Consider the following 18,910-nt stretch of genomic DNA (forward strand, 5'->3'; position numbering starts at 1 on the left):
CGTAGAGTAAGAAATTACAGGTGTAAAAATTTACTGTAAAGAAAGAGTAGAAATGCATTACAGTTGGAATGTAATTTGTATAGTAAGGTGCAGGATATTCAAAGGATATTGGATTTAACCGGGGGCGTTATTTTTATCAGCCCCCTCTTTTAAAACTCATTATCCTTTCAAAATATATACATGCTTACTTCCTGGATCCGTACCCGCATCATGCATACACCCTGGTTAACTTAATGTATGATGTAAGAACCGTTTTTTTATTATCGGCAATGCAAAAGGCAACATGGGATCTATTCCCATGAAATTGCTATTTTAGTATATTCTCACGCTAAACAATCCCCGCAGCGGAATTTCCATATTATTTAAATACTGCTACAGAAATGCTCTTATTGTAATAAAAATAAAAAGGCTTCGGCACACCGGCCGCTGTTGATTAAATAATTTAGGTGTAATTGTTTTTTATAACGGTTAAACCTATGCCATGGCTTATTTTATCGTAACGGTGAAAGAGAGTAAAACAGGCGCCAAACGGCGCAGAAAGCTGGTGGTTACTTCAAAAAACAAACCCCAGGCAATGATCTCCATTCAGGACTTGTGCCGCGGAACAGGGTTTACGCCTGATTATAAAACGGTAAGTGAGATCAGCGGTAACCGGTATTTTAAAATTGTAGGAACCTTGCTGGGGCGGCGGGTTAACAAACCGGCGGCATGAGAAAGCTCAGGTAAAGAAGGAATCCGTACCGGTGGGATCCCTTCTTTAAATTTTGATAACTTAAAAGTTCGTTTGTGCAATAAGGGCCGCTTTATTTGCATCTGAGAAATCCATTGGGATGATGCCAAACCTCCCTTGTGTATTTGTTGTAAAGTAAGAAGTGATCCGTGGGTTTATATTATTTGATACGGTTGTAATACTGGGGATATTAAATATAAGTGATCTATATCCGCTGGTAAAGTTTATAAACAGGGTTGTGCTGTTACCGTTTTTGGCTTCCGTTAAAAGGTTGGTTACGTTCGTCCATTTATTATTATTATCCGGAACAACATAATTGTCCTGCACCCGCAACTGCGATTCGCTGTTATTGATCGTAAAGGTGGTATTATCGGCCCAGTTGGTAGCAGCAATACCTTTGGGAGTGCTTGTGGCGCCGAATCTTCTTACTAAAACAATCTTACCCCTTACAGCGCCCAGGGCCGGGATGGTGGCGCCGAGATACCAGCGTGATGGATTTTTTTGTGTGTAGGTGTTAAAGGTTTGTTCAAAACTGCGGGTGTTATTGGATGGATCGTATTCTTCTTTAACACACATGATAATGCATTCGCCGGGGTTGCTGGTTAAAAAAGAAATGCAGGCATTTATTACATCATCAAAGTTCAGGTTTTGATATATTGATCCATGATGAATGGCAAAGGCATTGTCGATATGCCGGCACCTGATATCGAGAAAACGGATCCCTGCATTTAATTGTTCGGCGATGGTCAGTGACTGACACCGGGCTGTACCCGAAATTGGTTCATAACTGGCGCCTGCATCGTGCGACCCGGGAATTGATAATTGAGAAAGCAGGTAACTGTCGGGCAGTGATTGCATCCAGCTGGTAGCGCTGAAGGCGGTTGCAGCGATCCTGGCCTGTGGGGCAGCTGAAACCTGATCGTCGCTTGTAACAGGTTCATGCTGCAGGTCTTTTTTACAACCGATCAATGAAAGTGAACATGTTGAAATAAAAAGTAATAAATACCGGAATTGTTTTTTCATAATTAGGTTTATGAATAAAGACGAATGGCCGGATCAATATAACTATTGCAGGGAGCCGATTAATAATTAGATAATATTTTAATCAGGTTGAATAAATAAAGTGTATGATAATATTCAACCTCTTGATCTTCGACAAATAACTGGTAACAAAAGAAAGTCCCGTTTCAGCTTAACCGAAACGGGACTCAACATATATCAATTCAATTACTTCTTTCCTGGGTATACCTTCAATGCTTCCCGCAAACAGTCCATGGCATTGTTGAGGTCATTTACATTCAGCACATACGCTAACCGAACTTCGTTTTTGCCCAGTCCCGGTGTTCCATAAAAACCGGTTGCCGGGGCAAGCATCACCGTTTGGCCGTTCCAGGAAAACGATTCAAGCAGCCACTGGCAGAACTTATCGGCATCATCGATGGGTAAACGCGCTATGGCATAAAAAGCGCCACCGGGGTTCGGACAGGTAACCCCTTCCATTTCATTCAACCGTTTTACCAGCACGTCGCGGCGTTTTTTGTATTCCGCTTTTGTTGCATCGAAATAATTGTCGGGCAGGTCTACCGCTGCTTCACCCAGTATTTGAGCAAATGAAGGCGGGCTCAGCCTGGCCTGTGCAAATTTCAATACGCTATCGAGCACCTGTTTATTCTTTGTTACCAGTGCGCCAATGCGGCCGCCACAGGCGCTGTATCTTTTGGATATGGTATCCATCAAAACAACATGGTCTTCGATGCCGGCCAGTTGCATGGCGCTGATGGGGTCGCCGTTATAGCAAAACTCGCGGTACGCTTCATCGGAGAACAGGTACAGGTTGTGTTTTTGAACGATCTGTTTCAGCGTTTCCATTTCTTCCCGGCTATATAAATAACCGGTAGGGTTATTGGGATTGCAAATGAGGATCGCTTTGGTTCTGGGAGTTACCAGTTCCTCGAAGGCGGAAATAGGCGGCAACGCAAAACCACTTTCAATGTGTGAGGTAACCGGCACTACCTTAACGCCGGCAGCAACGGCAAAACCATTATAATTGGCGTAAAAAGGCTCGGGTATAATAACTTCATCACCCGCATCGAGGCAGGCCATAAAGCCAAATAAAATGGCCTCGGAACCACCGGTGGTTACTATGATCTGGGTATGGTCTACTTCAATACCTGATTTTTTATAATACTGAACGAGTTTACGGCGATAACTTTCATTCCCCGCGCTGTGACTGTATTCAAGCACCTTGAAATCGGCATGACGCACGGCATTCAGAATTGGCTCTGGCGTTTCAATATCGGGCTGGCCGATATTAAGATGATATACCTTTAAACCCTTCTTTTTGGCGGCTTCAGCATAAGGCACCAGCTTACGAATAGGTGATGGCGGCATCAACTGGCCGCGACTACTAAGTGTTAGCATTTCGCAAATATAGGGTACTGGTTTTATGTTCTAAATGCTTTGTTTCTGATTGAGAATGTGGTATTTACATAAAATACTGCTCTGGTAGACTGGTTTGTTTAAGGGCACATGAAAGTCAATAGTTTATAACCAGCAAAACAATGCATAAACAACAATGGGTTCAAAAAAAAATCCTCACAGCTTTCGCCGTGAGGACCATTATTTTCATTGATCATTACTTCAGATCGTGTTGGATTATCCTTTTTTGTTACCTTTTTCTTTTTCGAATTTGGCATAATCCTCAGCATTCAGCACTTCACCAGTAATTTTCAATTCCATAGGCTGATCTACCCCGGCTACTTTTATATATATTATCTTATTGAAGGGGCCGGCGGCCGCCGCATTGAAACCAGCAGTGATCTTGTCTTCTTTACCTTTTCCTACAGGAGCTTCGGGTTTAACAGGAGTAGTGCAACCACATGAAGCAGTAGCTGATTCAATAACAACGGGTTTATCGCTGATGTTGGTGAATACGAAATTGTATGTTACGGGCGAGTTTTGTTTAATTTTTCCAAAATCGTGTGATAACTCTTTGAATTTAACATAGCTGGAGGCCTTTACAACGGTTGCAGCAGGAGCAGTCTGGGCAAATACACCGGCAGTCACGAGCAATGCTGCAAATGCTAGTACAAAACTTTTCATGTGTTTATGTTTTTTAATTGTTTTTCAATATTGATAAAGACGCATTTACAGGTGCTGAGGTTGTAGGCGCTTTATAAACTGATCCTGAAATGGTCAATACTTTGGCTTGTAAGTGATTATAATTAATGGTTATCGTTTTTGTAAAATCACCTTCGGCTGCTGCATTGTAGCCGACCTTTATGGTTGTGGAAGCGCCTGGTTGAATAGGCTCTTTCGTCCATTCGGGTGTGGTACAACCGCATGATGCCTGCACGTTTTCCAGCATTAAAGGTGCTGAACCAATATTCACGATCTCAAAATTATGGGTTACCGGGCGTCCCTGCTGAATTTTTCCAAAATTGTAAGAGGTTTCCTTTAACTGCAATACTTCTGCAGGTTTAGCTGTAGGTGTATTTGCAGCGGTTTGGGCCTTTGCAATAGATCCAAAGGCGGCGAAACAGGCCAGGAACAATAATTTTTTCATATCGTACAAAAATTAAGGTTTTAGGTTATCGTAAGCTAAGCTACATAATATCCCGCGAATTTCCGAGGTGTAAACTGGTCACAACTCACATCAGTGGGTATAACGTATCTATGCCTAACTTGTTCAAAATTACATTTTTAACGGCCTAGAAGCCAATTAATTTTCATGCTAATGACATTTTTTTAACAACCCCGCAAAATGGCATTAATATTAATATTTTTGTCGCATGGAAAATAGCACTCACAATCAATCGCTTGCCGGCGAGAAGCTGTCTTTCGATAAATTTCGCGAAGCGGTATTAAAAGATTACCGCCTGGCTTGCGAAAGCCGGGAGGCCAGTTTACTGGGTCGAAAAGAGGTCCTCACCGGTAAAGCCAAGTTTGGCATTTTTGGTGATGGCAAGGAGGTGGCACAGATCGCTGCTTCCAAGTTTTTCCAGCCCGGTGATTTTTTGTCGGGTTACTATCGCGATCAAACAATTGCTTTTGCCACGGGCACGGCCTCTGTTGAAGAGTTCTTCTCTCAACTGTACGCCGATCCCGATACGGCCAATGACCCGCATAGCGGTGGCCGGCAGATGAACTCTCACTTTGCCACCCCTATCGTCGACGCACAGGGGGAATGGCTCGATCTGGTGAACCGCAAGAACATTGCGGCCGGACTGGCGCCTACGGCCGGACAAATGCCGCGTGCCCTGGGAATGGCCCTGGCATCAAAACTGTTCCGCAATTCAGATGTGCTGCAACATTTGAACCACCTCAGCAATAACGGTAATGAGATCTGTTTCTGCACTATCGGTGACGCTTCTACCTCTGAAGGTCATTTCTGGGAAGCACTGAATGCTGCCGGCGTTATGCAGATACCCCTGGCTGTTTTTGTATGGGACGATGGGTATGGAATTTCCGTTCCCCGCCGTGTGCAAACCATCAAGGGCTCCATTTCTGAAGCCATGCGGGGCATGCAGAAAAAAGACAATACCAATGGTTTCGATATATATAAAGTGAAGGCATGGGATTACGCCGGTATGTGTGAAGTGTTTGAATCGGCTATCACGCGCATGCGCGAAACACATATCCCCGCCCTTTTCCATGTTGAAGAAGTAACGCAACCGCAGGGGCACTCCACTTCGGGCAGCCACGAAAGATACAAAACACCCGAACGCCTTGCCTGGGAACGCGAGTGGGATGGCAATAAAAAAATGCGGGAATGGATCCTCGAAAATACCCTGGCCAGTGAAGAAGAGCTGGAAGATATTGAAACAAAGGCCAAGGAACTGGTGCGCGAAAGCAAACAAAGGGCCTGGGAGAAATTCATCGTTCCGTTAAAACAACTGGTGGCAAAAGGGCTTGAAGTGCTCGATGCAGTGATTGCCCAGGGTGCAGATACTACGGGTGAGATCACCGCTGCAAAGAATGCCCTCGCCATGAACCGCGAACCTTTGCGTAAAGACGTTTTACAGGCTTTACATAAAACGATTCAGGCTGCGCGGCATTCGCCCCTGATAGGGGAAGTAAAAGAAATGTATCAGCAGCTGCGCCAGGAAGGTTATAAAACTTACGGCAGCTACCTGTACGATGAAAGCCCAAAGAGCCCGATGAAGGTAAGCACCACGCCTTTGCAGTATGCAGGTGATGCACCGGTTATCAATGGCTATGAAATCTTGAATCATTACTTCGATGAGCTGTTTACAGCGAATCCGAAAGTGCTGGCCTTTGGTGAAGATGTTGGAAAGATCGGCGATGTGAACCAGGGTTTTGCCGGGTTACAGAATAAATATGGCGAGAACCGGATCTTCGATACCTCCATTCGCGAGCTCACCATCATTGGGCAGGCGATCGGTATGGCCTACCGCGGGTTACGTCCCATTGCAGAGATCCAGTACATCGATTATATGTTATACGGCCTGCAACAGTTGAGCGATAACGCCTCAACGTTGTACTGGCGCACCAAGGGACGGCAAAGTTGTCCCATCATCGTACGCACCCGCGGGCACCGGCTCGAAGGCATCTGGCACAGCGGTTCGCCCATGGGCATGATGCTGCATTCGCTGCGCGGTATGCACATTTGCGTACCACGTAACATGGTGCAGGCTGCCGGTATGTACAATACATTATTGCATGGCAACGACCCCGGTATCGTAGTAGAATGTTTGAACGGCTACCGCCTTAAAGAAAAATTACCTTCCAATATTGTCGATTATAAAGTAGCGCTGGGTGTTCCTGAAATATTGCGTGAAGGAACCGATATCACCATCGTTTCATATGGAAGTGTGTTGCGGATCATCGGTGAAGCGGCGGCTATCCTTGAAAGATCGGATATCAGCTGCGAGATCGTTGACGTGCAAACGCTGTTGCCGTTCGATGTGAACCATGTTATTCTCGATTCATTGAAGAAAACCAATCGCATTGTGTTTATCGATGAAGATGTGCCCGGTGGCGCGGCTGGGTATATGTATAACAAAGTGCTGGAAGAGCAGGGCGGTTACCGCTGGCTCGATGTGTCGCCCCGCACCATTACCGGTCAGGCGCACCGTCCCAGTTACGGCAGCGATGGCGACTACTTCAGCAAACCTAATTTGGAACAAATCATAGATGTAATTCAGGAAATGATGTCGGAGTAGCCAATATGCAATAGGCAATTGGCAATATGCAAGAATAGGGGCTCTGATTAATTGATTTTAAACTCTTAAAGCAATTAATCATGGGAGTAAGAAATTATAAGGAAACAAAAGTTATAAACTGGCTTTTGAGTCAGCGATGGAATATTCGAGATTTCAAAATCATTTCCAAAGGAAGAAACGTATTCGCTAACAGATCAAATCAGAAGAGCTTCCCGTAGTGTTTGTGCAAACATTGCTGAAGCATATAGAAAAAAACTTTATCCGGCACATTTTGTTTCAAAAGCATCAGACGCCGATACGGAGAATAGCGAAACAGGTATGTGGCTTGATTTTTCAATAGCGTGTAAATATATTAATGAAGAAAAATAGAAAGCTTTATCAAATAAAAATAAGGAAACAGGCAGGCTATTAGGTCACATGATCAACAATCCCGATAAATACTAATTGTATTTTTTGTCTATTGTCTATTGCCTATTGCCCATTGTACAACGTCCCTTTGTTATGAAACTGACCCTTTACCAAATCGATGCCTTCACCAATCACTTGTTTGGAGGCAACCCGGCAGCCGTAATACCACTCGATCAATGGATCAGTGACAGCCTTATGCAGCGGCTGGCGATGGAGAATAACCTCAGTGAAACCGTTTTCTTTGTACCCGCAGTGGGCCCGGATGCCGATTATGAGATCCGTTGGTTTACACCTGAATCGGAAGTCAACCTGTGCGGGCATGCCACCCTGGCTTCCGCCTTTGTACTATTCCACGTAATGGGCTATGGGTATCCCGCCATTCGCTTTCAGTCAAAAAGCGGCATACTGACGGTAACCAAGAACTTCGACAAGATCAGTATGGATTTTCCCGCCTGGAAGCCGGAACCCGTAACCGACTGGCCTGCCGAACTGGTTAACGGCCTTGGAAATATTACTATAACCAGCGTGCACAAACACCGCGACTACCTGGTAGAGGTAGCCGATGAAAGCATGGTGCAGCTTTGTCAGCCAGACTTTACCATTTTGAAAAGGATCGGGCATAAAGTGATCCTTACGGCAAAAGGCAGTAAAGCTGATTTTGTTTCGCGTTTCTTTGCGCCATCCGTAGGCATAAATGAAGATCCGGTAACAGGTTCTGCCCATTCACAGCTCATCCCTTATTGGGCCGGAAAGCTGGGTAAGAAGACGATGTTTGCCCGGCAGCTATCGAAACGCGGCGGCGAGTTGTGGTGTGAGCTTGGAACAGACCGGGTAACTATAGCCGGACAATGCGTATTCTTTATGAAGGGTGAGATTGATTTATAAAAACAATTATAGTGCTTACAGCTGCTGAAAAACGATTTATAAAAAGTTGGGAAGAACAGCGCCAGGGCGGCAAAACGAAATATTACCTGCTGTATATTATAGTGGGTACTTTTCCTGCTATTCTGGTGCTCTCCTTCCTGGCATCCATGTTCGGATGGTTTAACAAGCTCTGGTTGACCATTTCTTTAAGTTTTGTTATAGTTACAATAGCTACCGTGCGCTCCTGGGCGGCGAATGAGAAGAAGTTCAGGAAAATTATTCAAAGAGAAATAAAGGAAGGCATGGAGCGGGATGAAAATGAGAAATGACAAATGAAAAAGGAAAGGCAGAAAACAGATGAATATCGAATCCCGACGAAGCGCTGCCTGTCGGGTCTGACGACTCTGACGAGTATCAGACTCCGTCAGAGATGCCGACCGAAGCGCCGGCATGTCCAATTTTCAATGTCGAAGTGAATACAGGGAAATGCTATTCCAAAAAACTTTCCCGCTCTTCAACTGTCGGTACCCGGCAAATTTCTTTCTTCCCAAACAACCGGTACCGGTTCGCGGATATTAGTTTATACAGTCCATCGCGCAAAAACCGGGGCACATAAATAAACACATACAATAATTGCCAGCCGCGGCCGAGGTGTTTCAGTACCCGCAACACAGCCGTTGACCGGGTGTATAAAACATTCGCCTCAATAAGCATAAATGAATGGAAGGTATCTGTAGGCTGCCGGTACTTGCGCAGGTATTCCTGTCCGGTTTTTCCCTGCAGCGACCCAAACAGGAATTGCTTCTTCCTGTCTCTTTTCAAAATGAATTGAACGGTACCATTGCACAGGTTACATACCCCATCGAACAAAACAATGTATTTCGAACTCCTGCTGCCCATTACAACAAAATTACGGCCCGGTTAGGCAATTAGTGAAGGTCGATAAGAAATAGAAAGGGGCAAGAGTAATTATTTCCGTCTGATTTTCATACGGAAATGGGGTGAAATAATATGGTAGAGCTCCATTTTCATATGAAAACATAGTAAAATCATATGATAGCGTATCATTTTCATATGAAAATATAGTGTTATCATATGACGGAGTACCATTTTCATATGAAAATAGGGTGTTATCATATGACGGAGTACCATTTTCATATGAAAATGGGGTGTTATCATATGACGGAGTACCATTTTCATATGAAAATGGGGTGAAATCATATGAAAAACCTCATTAAAATGGGGTGAAACGGCCGGGACTATTTCCGCTTAATCAACTGGTGCTCAGGTAAAAAAACGGATGCTGCCAATCGGTAAACAAGAAATCCCGCTAAAAGCGGGATTTTGATTATGTATTGCTGCCAATTGCCAATTGTCGATTGCCAATTGATCCATTGTTATTGCAGGTTATGGAACACCTTCTGCACATCCTCGTCCTGTTCCAGTTTATCAACCAGTTTCAGTACTTCCTGGGCTGCTTCTTCGCCCAATTGCACTGTAGTGCCGGGAATCCATTCTACCTCTGCGCTGATAGGGGTAATGTGCTTTTCTTCCAGCGCTTTTTGCATGCTGCCGAAATCATTGAACGCCACACGTAATACCAGCACGTTTTCGCCATTCTCACCGGTGCCTTCGCCCATTTCTTCCAAGCCGGCATCAATCAGTTCCAGTTCCAGCTCTTCCTGGTTTAAGCCTTCGGGTTTCAGTTTGAACACACCCATTTTTTTGAACTGGAAGCTTACGCTGCCGCTGTTACCGAGGGTGCCATTGCCTTTATTGAAAATAGCTTTTACGTTGGCTACGGTACGTACGTGGTTATCGGTAGCGGTTTCTACCAGAATGGCAACGCCGTTGGGGCCGTAACCTTCGTACAGGATCTCTTCATAGTTCTCCATCTCCTTACCCTGTGCGCGTTTAATGGCCGCTTCTACACGGTCTTTGGGCATGTTTACGCTTTTGGCGTTCTGCATACAACGCCGCAGGGCCGGGTTGGTATTGGGGTCGGGGCCACCTGCTTTTACCGCAATGGCAATTTCTTTTCCAATCCGGCTAAACTGTTTCGCCATCCGGTCCCACCGGGCAAACATGGTTGATTTACGTACTTCAAATATTCGACCCATATATTAGTTTATGGTTTATGTTCCTTGTTTTTATATTTCTGGTTGCCGCGTCGGCGTGAAGCCTGGGGCTTGCAGCTTGCAGCGGTTTTCCGGGCTGCAAAAATAAAATAACTGGCGCACGTAGCCAACTTAGCTGAAAAACAAAACCCCGACGGGTTTCGTCGGGGTTGTTATATGCACTTATTTATGATTACTTCTTTTTCATCATTTTAGCTCCGAATAAAATGATATGGAGCGCGGCAAATGCCAGTGAAAAGTAGAAAATGCCGGCGTCATCGGGCGTAAGCATATGGTGAACGATGGCAACGATGGCCAGTGCGGCGGAAAGTATCAATCCGCTCAACCCGCCCACTTTGTTACCCTGTGGTATTGTTTGCGGGCTGTTGGCCGATAATAAACTGTTACGTACGCCGTAAGCCAGGTAAATATCAAGGCCAAGGATCATCCAAACGATCAGCCTTATCCAGGTATCGAGCGGTAAGAACACCATCATGAACAAACAGGTGAACACGCCTAAAATGGGCACTAATGGCACCAGCGGTGTTACGAAAGCGCGGGGCGCATTAGGCATTGTTTTACGCATGATGATAACACCAATACAAACCAGGATGAACGCGAACAGGGTTCCGATACTGGTCATTTCCCCAACCACGCGGGCCGGTACAAACGCTGCGAACAGGCTCACAAAAAGCAGGAACAGCAGGTTGTTCTTGGCCGGAGTGCGGAATTTTGGGTGTACTTCAGAGAACACTTTTGGCAACAAACCATCTTTACTCATACTGAAGAATACCCGGCTTTGGCCCATCAGCATTACCAGGATCACCGACATATAACCAGCCAGAATTGCCAGTACGATCGCTTTGTTCAACCAGGGATAATCGGGGTGAATTACACCGGCGGCGTCCGTTGTTCCCATATGATCGATGGCTACTTTTACCGGGGCAATACCATCCTGGCCTCTGAACGAAGTATAGTTGGTTACACCCGTCATAACGTGCGCAAACAAAATATAAAGAACGGTACAAATGGCCAGTGAACCGAGAATACCCCAGGGCATATCCCGTTTGGGGTTCTTTGCTTCCTGGGCGGCGGTGCTCACCGCATCGAACCCGATGTAGGCAAAGAACACGATGGCCGCGGCACGAATGATACCACTGAAACCAAACTCACCGAAATTGCCGGTATTGTCAGGGATGTATGGAGTGTAGTTGTCGTTGTTGATATATTTCCAACCCATGAAGATAAAGATCAAAACAACGGTTACTTTCAGGGCAACGATTATTGAATTTACGGTTGCGCTTTCTTTAGAGCCTTTTACCAGTAACAGGCTCATTAAGATCACCACGAAAACCGCAGGAACGTTGACAACGCCCCCATCCCATGGCCCGGCCGTAATGGCCGGCGATAAATGAATATTGAAATCGGCAAGGAACTTTACCAGGTAGCGGCTCCAGCTGATGCTCACAGTGGCGGCGCCCACGGCGTATTCAAGCACCAGGTCCCAGCCAATGATCCAGGCCACAAACTCACCCATGGTAGCATATGAATATGTATAAGCGCTCCCCGCAACGGGGATCATAGATGAAAATTCTGCATAACATAAACCGGCAAAAGCACAACCCAGGGCAGCAACAATGAAGGAGATGGTAATGGCAGGACCGGCCTGGTTGGCGGCGGCGCCGCCGGTGATGGAAAAAAGACCGGCGCCGATGATAGCGCCAATACCCAGCGCTATAAGAGACCCTTTACCCAGGGTTCTTTTAAGGGAGTGTCCACTGCTGTCCTTTGCTTCATTTAATAATGAATCCAATGGCTTTTTAACAAATAAACTCATAAGAGTTAGTTAGAAGTTTTTTGAATGAATAGTATTTCTTTAAATCATGTATAAGGTCGGAAAGATAAGGATTTATTAAAATTAGCGGTGAAAAGATATCCTAAATAGTACCCACAAACCGGGGCAAAAGATAAAATGATCTAACAAATTGGTTTATACATTTAATATTATATTGCACCCTATTACTTTTAATAGAACTACATGAAGAAAAACAGGCTCACGCTCTATATTCTGATTGCAATGGTAGCGGGTATAATTGTGGGTTATCTGATGCACCAGGTAGGAACAGGTCATAAAATAACCTATTCGCCTGTTAAGGATTATACGGGAAAAGATACGATTACGTTGGTTTTGGGCGGTAACGAAGTAGTGCAACCCATTGAGGTTGTTAAGGATTCTGCCGCTTTTCGCGCAACGGCCGCTGCGCCCGGCACCTGGGTGGTAGTAGCCAATTCCAGCGAGGCATACGAAACCAATAAAGACCTGGCGCTTAACAAGATCAAAACGTCGCCAAAACACGGAACGGCCACCGTTACAGCCATTCAGAAGTTTAGTGATAATATTAAATTATTGACTACTATTTTCCTGAGGCTGGTTCAAATGATCATTGCGCCGCTTGTATTTTGTACACTGGTAGTTGGGATCGCCAAACTCGGCGATCTGAAAACAGTGGGCCGGGTAGGCGGTAAAGCCCTGCTTTGGTTTATTTCAGCATCGCTGGTGAGCCTGCTGATCGGCATGGTGATCGTGAATCTTTCAAAACCCGGCAACGCCATTCAGGGAATGGCAGATACAGCCGGAGCCCAGGATCTCATTGGTAAAACACAGGAATTTTCGATGGCCAAATTTGTGGAGCACGTGTTCCCGAAAAGCGTTATTGAAGCTATGGCTACCAATGAAATACTGCAGATCGTCATCTTCAGTATTTTTTTTGGTGTGGCTATGTCGGCCATAGGGTCCTATACAAAACCGGTGTTGCATGCGCTGGATGCCGTAGCCCATGTTATTTTAAAAATGGTGGGTTATGTAATGAACTTTGCACCACTAGGCGTTTTTGGCGCAATAGCCGCTGTGATAGCGGCCCGTGGGCTGGAAGTGTTTAATTTCTATGGCCAGTACCTGTTCTTCTTTCTGGTAGGTATTGCTGTGCTGTGGGCGGTATTGTTATCTGTCGGTTTCCTGATCCTTGGAAAACGGGTAGGCGCTTTATTGAAAAGAATTGCATCGCCCATGCTGGTTGCCTTCAGCACCACCAGCAGTGAAGCGGTTTTTCCCAAACTTACCGAAGAGCTGGAGCGTTTCGGCTGTAAGGATAAAATTGTTTCATTCATTTTGCCATTGGGTTACAGTTTCAATCTCGATGGCAGTATGATGTACATGACCTTTGCCAGTTTGGCCATTGCCCAGGCTTCCGGTATACATCTCGACCTGGGTACACAGTTAACGATGCTACTGGTGTTGATGTTGACCAGTAAAGGCATTGCCGGGGTACCCCGCGCATCGCTGGTGGTTGTAACAGCTACCTGCGCCATGTTTAAAATACCACCGGAAGGCATTGCATTAATATTGCCCATCGATCATTTTTGCGATATGTTCCGTACCATGACCAATGTAGTGGGCAATGCCCTTGCAACAAGTGTGGTAAGCAAATGGGAAGGCGAATTAAAACCAGATGGTGCTGTTCAAAGCGAACCGGTAATGGCTGAAAGCTAGTTACCGGTTGCCAGGTACCGGATACCAGTTATGGCTACCTGATCAGCGAGGTGCCCATTAAAGCGGTTGTCCCTGAGGAGAACCCCGGAAACAGGTAAACGGAAACTGGCAACAGTTACAAATTGTCAACTTGAATCAAACAGAGATAAAAAACTCATTAGACTTTATGTTAAAACGACTGATATTTTTATTGTTGAATGTGTTGGCAGTATCCGCAGCAATGGCACAACAGCAAATAAGAATTCAATGTACCAATCAGTACGAGACGCCGCTTTCAAAAATAAGCGTAACGGTTGCAGGCCAAACTACCGAGTATACCCCCGATAAAGCCGGGTTTGCCACTATAACGGTTCCTGCCGGCGATACCCTTACGATCACCAGTGCCCATCATAAACCGCATAAAATGGCCATCGCATCATTGCGGGAAACTGAGATCATCAACATGGAAAAACAATTTTCCTGGAAAGACCTGCTGAACCCCATGTTCTATATCGTGTATGGCGGTTTCTTCCTGTTGCTGTTCATCGTTTTTGCTGAAACCGGATTGTTCGTAGGTTTCTTTTTACCGGGCGATAGCCTGCTGTTCGTGGCCGGTATTTACAGCACCAACCTGGCAGATGACCTGTTCAGAAAATTCGGTATGACGGGCATACGCCCCGAATGGCTCGATTTGCTCGTTCTGATAGCGCTTATTTCCATTGCCGGTATTTTGGGTAATACCATTGGGTACTGGACGGGAAGAAAAATAGGCCCCACCATGTTTCACTGGCGCGACCGCTTCCTGTTCAAGAAAAAATATTTGTACGATGCACATGAGTTCTATGAAAAGCATGGCGGCGGCGCTATCATCTTCGCCCGCTTTCTGCCCATCGTAAGAACCTTTGCGCCGATTGTTGCCGGTATTGTTGAAATGGATAAAAAGAAATTCTCTTTCTATAATATGATAGGAAGTATTGCCTGGGTGTTCAGTATGATCATAGCGGGGCACTTTCTCCAAAAATGGATCTTTACACAATTCGATTTCGACCTGAAGAAACATCTGGAAGTAATAGTACTGGGTATCGTTATCGTAACTACCGCCCCGGTACTTGTAAAACTGTTTTTTGGTAAAAAGAAAGTTTCTCAACCTCCAACAAACTAACGAATGCAATCGAAACAAGCTTCTGTTTTCAGCCTGGCAGTGTTGGTAGCTGCCTTAGGCTATTTTGTTGATATCTATGATCTGTTACTCTTTAGCATTATTCGTGTAAGTTCACTGACCGATCTGGGGCTCAATAAAGACCAGATAGCTTCCGATGGTTTGTTCATCATCAATATTCAGATGGCCGGTTTGCTGATCGGTGGTATCCTGTGGGGAATTCTCGGCGATAAAAAAGGCCGGTTAAAAGTATTATACGCATCTATCATTTTATACTCTCTCGGTAATATAGCCAACGGTTTTGTGCAAACGGTAAATCAATATGCCGCCGTACGGTTCTTAACCGGTATCGGGCTGGCAGGCGAACTGGGCGCGGGTATTACACTCGTAAGCGAGCTTTTGCCAAAAGAAAAAAGAGGTATCGGTACTTCGCTGGTGGCCGGTATTGGTTTAACAGGTGCAGTAGTGGCCTTCTTTTTTAAAGAGAACTTTCACTGGCGTACCTGTTACTTTATTGGCGGTGGCCTTGGCTTCGCGCTGTTGTTTTTGCGGGTGGGTGTACTTGAATCGGGCATGTTCAATTCAATACAGCACAGCAACGTATCGAAAGGAAACTTTTTTATGTTGATCACCAATGCCAAACGGTTGAAAAAATACCTTTGCAGTATTTTGATCGGGTTGCCTACCTGGTATGTGATCGGTATTCTGGTTACCTTTTCAAAAGAGTTTGGCGAAAAAATGGGTGTGCAGGGAAAAGTTGATCCTGGAAAGGCGGTCATGTTCTCTTATGCCGCCATTTCCATAGGCGATATTGCGGTAGGTTTGTTAAGCCAGGCGCTGAAAAGCCGTAAAAAGGCCCTGTTCATTTTTTATGGGTTAACCACTATTGGTATTGTGTGGTTCTTTAACCTGGCCGGGCAACCGGTTGACAGCCTGTATGCCGCCTGTGCATTGCTTGGTTTCGGCACCGGCTTCTGGGCCATCTTCGTAACAATGGCTGCCGAGCAGTTCGGTACCAATATACGGGCAACCGCCGCTACTACTGTACCTAATATGGTAAGGGGCGCATTGATCCCGATCTCTATTTTGTTCACCTCGCTGCAGAACACCGCCGGGTATGTGCAAAGCGGCTGGATCACCGGTATAACCGTAATGGTTATTGGCATTGTAGCTGCGTTACTGACAGAGGAAACATTCCATAAGGACCTTAATTACGTAGAAGAGTGAGTTTGACGCATAGCAATATGAAAATCTTAATCATCAGATTTAGTTCCATTGGGGATATTGTTTTAACAACACCTGTTATCCGTTGCCTGAAAAAACAGCTGCCGGAAGCGGAGGTGCATTACCTCACCAAGGCCAGCTTCAAAGCGGTGCTGGAAGCTAACCCCTACATAGATAAACTGCATTACCTGCACGATGACCTGCAGGCAGTTATTCCGCAGCTGCAGGATGAGCATTTCGATTATGTGATCGACCTGCACCATAACCTGCGCACCATGCGGGTGAAAAAAGCCCTGGGCAAGAAATCGTTCTCCTTCAACAAGCTCAATATTCAGAAGTTCATATACACTACCATCAAACTGAATGTGCTGCCCGATGTGCATATCGTTGACCGTTACCTCGACACGGTAAAATCACTGGGCGTTAAGAATGACGGGCGTGGACTGGATTATTTCATTCCAGAAAAAGATAAGGTTAAAGAAAGCGATATTCCGGCGGGCCACCTGGCCGGTTATATTGGCGTGGTGATCGGTGCAGCGCATAATACCAAAAAGCTGCCGGTGCATAAACTGAAAGAGCTGTGTGCCGCTATTGACCACCCGGTTATCTTACTGGGTGGAAAGGATGACCGGGAGAACGGCGAACTGATAGCCCGTGCCGACCCGCACAAGATCTATAACTCATGCGGTAAGTTCAATATCAACGAGTCGGCCGATCTGGTGCGCCGCGCCAAACTGATCATTACCCACGATACCGGGTTGATGCATATTGCTTCCGCATTTAAAAAGCCTGTTATTTCCATTTGGGGAAATACCGTACCGCAGTTCGGCATGTATCCTTATTACGGCACCCTGTCGTCGCAGTTGCCTAAACAACAACTGCCTTACGACATTATGGAAGTTAGGCCATTGTACTGCCGGCCCTGTTCCAAAATAGGGTATGATAAATGTCCGCTCGGGCATTTTAAATGTATGGAGAAGATTAAAATAACCGACATAGTTACTAATGTGAATCTGCGGATCAGTAAGTAAGATTTCAATGGCCGCCGGCTTTGTAAGCATAAAGGTGTGCCACACTTCCTCTGCATCGAAAGACAAGTGTGGCACACCTTTGTTATTTAATAGCTACCAGGTTCTTCTTCCACGACTCGGGAATATCGTTAATGTTATAAATGCGTAATTGATGGGTGGGGGCGGCTGCTGTTTTAGCGGTGCTTTCGAGTTTTTCGATCACCGCGGTTTGTTTCAGTTTGAACATGGCGCCGGTGGCCGGGTCAACGATCAGTAAACCTATCAGTCCGCCGAACAAAAAGTTACCTAAATACCAGCCATTGAGCGTGGCGCGTAGTGATACAGATTTAGAGGCAAAACCCTCCTTGCTGATCTGTATTTCATATATAGCGCTTGTGAAAAATCCGGCCCCCGATTTTAATGTTGCCAGTGCCGGTGTTGTGCCTGTGAATACCTCGCGGCCACGTCTGTCATAAATGGTTACTTTGGCGTCGCGTGGTTCTGTGTCAATTGTTACCGGATACTTTGTTTTGCTTACAATGGATGCACATGAAGAAGAGATCGCAATAAGGCCTACGATAGTTAGGACCCTGGTTAACGTTAGCATATTTTGTTTGATTTAAGGGTGTTGACAAACAAAATACACAGAAAAAATAAGTTTCCCATGTTAAGGGAAACATAATAAAAGTGGAGCGTAATCGGCTATATATGCCCTTTATTTTGATGGTATTGTATATGTGTTTTTCGCTTAATTCATTTGAAGGTAAAAATTGCCAGGTGCCCGCCTGACCGGGTTTTCACGGAACTTATCATGGAAAAATATTGTTTAGGTAATGCCTTCCGGCTTGCAGAAGTAATGGGGCGTTTCATGACCCAAAGCAACGCGGTTCCAGGGAACCTGTTTGCATGGAGTTACTGTATAAATATCTTCTGTACAATATCCCGCTGCCGGTTATCGCCCAACACGCGCACAAAGCAAATTCCCCTGGCGGCTGTATTCAGCGGAATATCTATTCTGCCTGTATTGCCGTTCAATATCTGTGTTTGTAAAATGCGGCCTTCCATATTTACGATCTGCAGGGTTCTAAACGAATCGTTCAGGTACAGGCTTACCATACCGCTATTTACAATCGTTGGAAAGATATAATTCTGGGTTGATGTGTTAGCGGCCTGGGACAGCATGGGCGAATAATTGAACCGGCCATCCTGTGCCATGATCCTTACGCGATAAAACATGCGGTCGCGCACATTTACCGGGAAATGCCTGAACTCGTAAATTCTGCCGTTGAGATAGTTACCGGCAGGCAGCACACCGGCCTGTTGAAAATGGATACCGTCTGTGCTGTATTCGATTTCATATAACTTGAGGTTTTCGGGCTCCCAGTTGGTGCGCCAGCGTATAACAATGCCGTCGTTGGCAGTTGCTGTCAGGTACAGGTCACGCAGGGTTACCGCATGGGGCAGCCGGGTCATGCTGTTGTTGCCGTCATAAACATATCGCGTCTTATCTCTGGGATTGATGCTGTTATCGGGGTAATTGTCGTTGGGCATTATCTTCCCCACATTTACAGGAATGTAACCTGCATTTGACCGAACGGTGGGGGTTTGCGCGAAAGCACGGTTCATTTCCGTTATATTTCCAAGCACTAAAACTGCTGTAATGCAGGCTGTTCTGCAACTCCAA

The 18,910-nt window shown here is 45.6% G+C and carries 18 protein-coding genes; 9 read left to right on the top strand and 9 right to left on the bottom strand.

Annotated elements, in window-relative coordinates; all coding sequences use genetic code 11:
- The first annotated feature begins 481 nt into the window (after nt 1-481).
- The gene (locus tag A4R26_RS27800; RefSeq protein ID WP_081169803.1) at nt 482-712 is read left to right on the top strand and encodes a hypothetical protein; all 231 of its coding nucleotides are present in this window, start codon (nt 482-484) and stop codon (nt 710-712) included.
- A 60-nt stretch (nt 713-772) separates the two neighbouring features.
- On the opposite strand, the gene A4R26_RS27805 is transcribed toward A4R26_RS27800, so the two are convergent.
- From A4R26_RS27805 to A4R26_RS27820, 4 genes are all read right to left on the bottom strand, one after another.
- Nucleotides 773-1,753, bottom strand: coding sequence for a phosphatidylinositol-specific phospholipase C (locus A4R26_RS27805; RefSeq protein WP_081169804.1), 981 nt, complete (start codon nt 1,751-1,753; stop codon nt 773-775).
- Nucleotides 1,754-1,957: 204 nt separating this feature from the next.
- Nucleotides 1,958-3,151, bottom strand: coding sequence for a pyridoxal phosphate-dependent aminotransferase (locus A4R26_RS27810; protein WP_081169805.1), 1,194 nt, complete (start codon nt 3,149-3,151; stop codon nt 1,958-1,960).
- Nucleotides 3,152-3,385: 234 nt separating this feature from the next.
- A complete protein-coding gene (locus A4R26_RS27815) occupies nt 3,386-3,832 on the bottom strand; it encodes a DUF1573 domain-containing protein (RefSeq protein ID WP_081169806.1) in 447 nt (148 codons plus the stop codon).
- Between the two features lie 13 nt (nt 3,833-3,845).
- Nucleotides 3,846-4,295 carry a DUF1573 domain-containing protein gene (locus tag A4R26_RS27820; RefSeq protein WP_081169807.1) on the bottom strand — a complete coding sequence of 150 codons (450 nt, stop codon included), beginning with the start codon at nt 4,293-4,295 and terminating at the stop codon, nt 3,846-3,848.
- Between the two features lie 226 nt (nt 4,296-4,521).
- Between A4R26_RS27820 and A4R26_RS27825 the strand changes: the two genes are divergently transcribed.
- From A4R26_RS27825 to A4R26_RS27840, 4 genes are all read left to right on the top strand, one after another.
- A complete protein-coding gene (locus tag A4R26_RS27825) occupies nt 4,522-6,915 on the top strand; it encodes an alpha-ketoacid dehydrogenase subunit alpha/beta (protein WP_081169808.1) in 2,394 nt (797 codons plus the stop codon).
- Between the two features lie 150 nt (nt 6,916-7,065).
- Nucleotides 7,066-7,284: a four helix bundle protein gene (locus A4R26_RS36155; RefSeq protein ID WP_369332944.1), complete on the top strand. Its 219-nt coding sequence runs from the start codon at nt 7,066-7,068 to the stop codon at nt 7,282-7,284.
- A 132-nt stretch (nt 7,285-7,416) separates the two neighbouring features.
- Nucleotides 7,417-8,208 carry a PhzF family phenazine biosynthesis protein gene (locus tag A4R26_RS27835; protein WP_081169809.1) on the top strand — a complete coding sequence of 264 codons (792 nt, stop codon included), beginning with the start codon at nt 7,417-7,419 and terminating at the stop codon, nt 8,206-8,208.
- Nucleotides 8,209-8,219: 11 nt separating this feature from the next.
- Nucleotides 8,220-8,516 carry a hypothetical protein gene (locus tag A4R26_RS27840; protein WP_081169810.1) on the top strand — a complete coding sequence of 99 codons (297 nt, stop codon included), beginning with the start codon at nt 8,220-8,222 and terminating at the stop codon, nt 8,514-8,516.
- 160 nt (nt 8,517-8,676) lie between these two features.
- Here A4R26_RS27840 and A4R26_RS27845 read toward each other — a convergent pair whose 3' ends face one another.
- The 3 genes from A4R26_RS27845 to A4R26_RS27855 all read right to left on the bottom strand — a co-directional run bounded on the left by A4R26_RS27845 (nt 8,677) and on the right by A4R26_RS27855 (nt 12,141).
- Nucleotides 8,677-9,087, bottom strand: a complete 411-nt coding sequence (locus A4R26_RS27845; RefSeq protein WP_081169811.1) for a thiol-disulfide oxidoreductase DCC family protein — start codon at nt 9,085-9,087, stop codon at nt 8,677-8,679.
- 497 nt (nt 9,088-9,584) lie between these two features.
- A complete protein-coding gene (locus A4R26_RS27850; protein ID WP_081169812.1) occupies nt 9,585-10,307 on the bottom strand; it encodes a YebC/PmpR family DNA-binding transcriptional regulator in 723 nt (240 codons plus the stop codon).
- Between the two features lie 190 nt (nt 10,308-10,497).
- The gene (locus A4R26_RS27855) at nt 10,498-12,141 is read right to left on the bottom strand and encodes an amino acid permease (protein WP_081169813.1); all 1,644 of its coding nucleotides are present in this window, start codon (nt 12,139-12,141) and stop codon (nt 10,498-10,500) included.
- Between the two features lie 201 nt (nt 12,142-12,342).
- Here A4R26_RS27855 and A4R26_RS27860 point away from each other — a divergent pair, with 201 nt between their 5' ends.
- The 4 genes from A4R26_RS27860 (at nt 12,343) to A4R26_RS27875 (ending at nt 17,247) form a co-directional block, all read left to right on the top strand.
- On the top strand, nt 12,343-13,854 hold the full coding sequence (locus A4R26_RS27860) for a dicarboxylate/amino acid:cation symporter (RefSeq protein WP_081169814.1): 1,512 nt from the start codon (nt 12,343-12,345) through the stop codon (nt 13,852-13,854).
- Nucleotides 13,855-14,020: 166 nt separating this feature from the next.
- A complete protein-coding gene (locus tag A4R26_RS27865; RefSeq protein ID WP_207625837.1) occupies nt 14,021-14,995 on the top strand; it encodes a DedA family protein in 975 nt (324 codons plus the stop codon).
- Nucleotides 14,996-14,998: 3 nt separating this feature from the next.
- The gene (locus A4R26_RS27870) at nt 14,999-16,219 is read left to right on the top strand and encodes an MFS transporter (protein ID WP_081169815.1); all 1,221 of its coding nucleotides are present in this window, start codon (nt 14,999-15,001) and stop codon (nt 16,217-16,219) included.
- Nucleotides 16,220-16,236: 17 nt separating this feature from the next.
- A complete protein-coding gene (locus A4R26_RS27875) occupies nt 16,237-17,247 on the top strand; it encodes a glycosyltransferase family 9 protein (RefSeq protein WP_081169816.1) in 1,011 nt (336 codons plus the stop codon).
- A gap of 82 nt (nt 17,248-17,329) precedes the next feature.
- On the opposite strand, the gene A4R26_RS27880 is transcribed toward A4R26_RS27875, so the two are convergent.
- Nucleotides 17,330-17,833, bottom strand: a complete 504-nt coding sequence (locus A4R26_RS27880) for a hypothetical protein (protein WP_081169817.1) — start codon at nt 17,831-17,833, stop codon at nt 17,330-17,332.
- 305 nt (nt 17,834-18,138) lie between these two features.
- Complete coding sequence (locus A4R26_RS27885; protein WP_133054803.1) at nt 18,139-18,852, bottom strand: discoidin domain-containing protein; 714 nt, start codon at nt 18,850-18,852, stop codon at nt 18,139-18,141.
- Nucleotides 18,853-18,910: the final 58 nt, after the last annotated feature.

It is taken from the genome of Niastella populi, assembly GCF_002078015.1.
GTDB classification, from domain to species: Bacteria; Bacteroidota; Bacteroidia; order Chitinophagales; family Chitinophagaceae; genus Niastella; species Niastella populi.

Coding starts and splice junctions, on each gene's coding strand:
- A4R26_RS27835 (WP_081169809.1), top strand. CDS start 7,417: ATGAAACTGACCCTTTACCAAATCGATGCCTTCACCAATCACTTGTTT.
- A4R26_RS27880 (WP_081169817.1), bottom strand. CDS start 17,833: ATGCTAACGTTAACCAGGGTCCTAACTATCGTAGGCCTTATTGCGATC.
- A4R26_RS27875 (WP_081169816.1), top strand. CDS start 16,237: ATGAAAATCTTAATCATCAGATTTAGTTCCATTGGGGATATTGTTTTA.
- A4R26_RS27885 (WP_133054803.1), bottom strand. CDS start 18,852: ATGAACCGTGCTTTCGCGCAAACCCCCACCGTTCGGTCAAATGCAGGT.
- A4R26_RS27865 (WP_207625837.1), top strand. CDS start 14,021: ATGTTAAAACGACTGATATTTTTATTGTTGAATGTGTTGGCAGTATCC.
- A4R26_RS27825 (WP_081169808.1), top strand. CDS start 4,522: ATGGAAAATAGCACTCACAATCAATCGCTTGCCGGCGAGAAGCTGTCT.
- A4R26_RS27845 (WP_081169811.1), bottom strand. CDS start 9,087: ATGGGCAGCAGGAGTTCGAAATACATTGTTTTGTTCGATGGGGTATGT.
- A4R26_RS27805 (WP_081169804.1), bottom strand. CDS start 1,753: ATGAAAAAACAATTCCGGTATTTATTACTTTTTATTTCAACATGTTCA.
- A4R26_RS27870 (WP_081169815.1), top strand. CDS start 14,999: ATGCAATCGAAACAAGCTTCTGTTTTCAGCCTGGCAGTGTTGGTAGCT.
- A4R26_RS27850 (WP_081169812.1), bottom strand. CDS start 10,307: ATGGGTCGAATATTTGAAGTACGTAAATCAACCATGTTTGCCCGGTGG.
- A4R26_RS27810 (WP_081169805.1), bottom strand. CDS start 3,151: ATGCTAACACTTAGTAGTCGCGGCCAGTTGATGCCGCCATCACCTATT.
- A4R26_RS27855 (WP_081169813.1), bottom strand. CDS start 12,141: ATGAGTTTATTTGTTAAAAAGCCATTGGATTCATTATTAAATGAAGCA.
- A4R26_RS27820 (WP_081169807.1), bottom strand. CDS start 4,295: ATGAAAAAATTATTGTTCCTGGCCTGTTTCGCCGCCTTTGGATCTATT.
- A4R26_RS27860 (WP_081169814.1), top strand. CDS start 12,343: ATGAAGAAAAACAGGCTCACGCTCTATATTCTGATTGCAATGGTAGCG.
- A4R26_RS27815 (WP_081169806.1), bottom strand. CDS start 3,832: ATGAAAAGTTTTGTACTAGCATTTGCAGCATTGCTCGTGACTGCCGGT.
- A4R26_RS27800 (WP_081169803.1), top strand. CDS start 482: ATGGCTTATTTTATCGTAACGGTGAAAGAGAGTAAAACAGGCGCCAAA.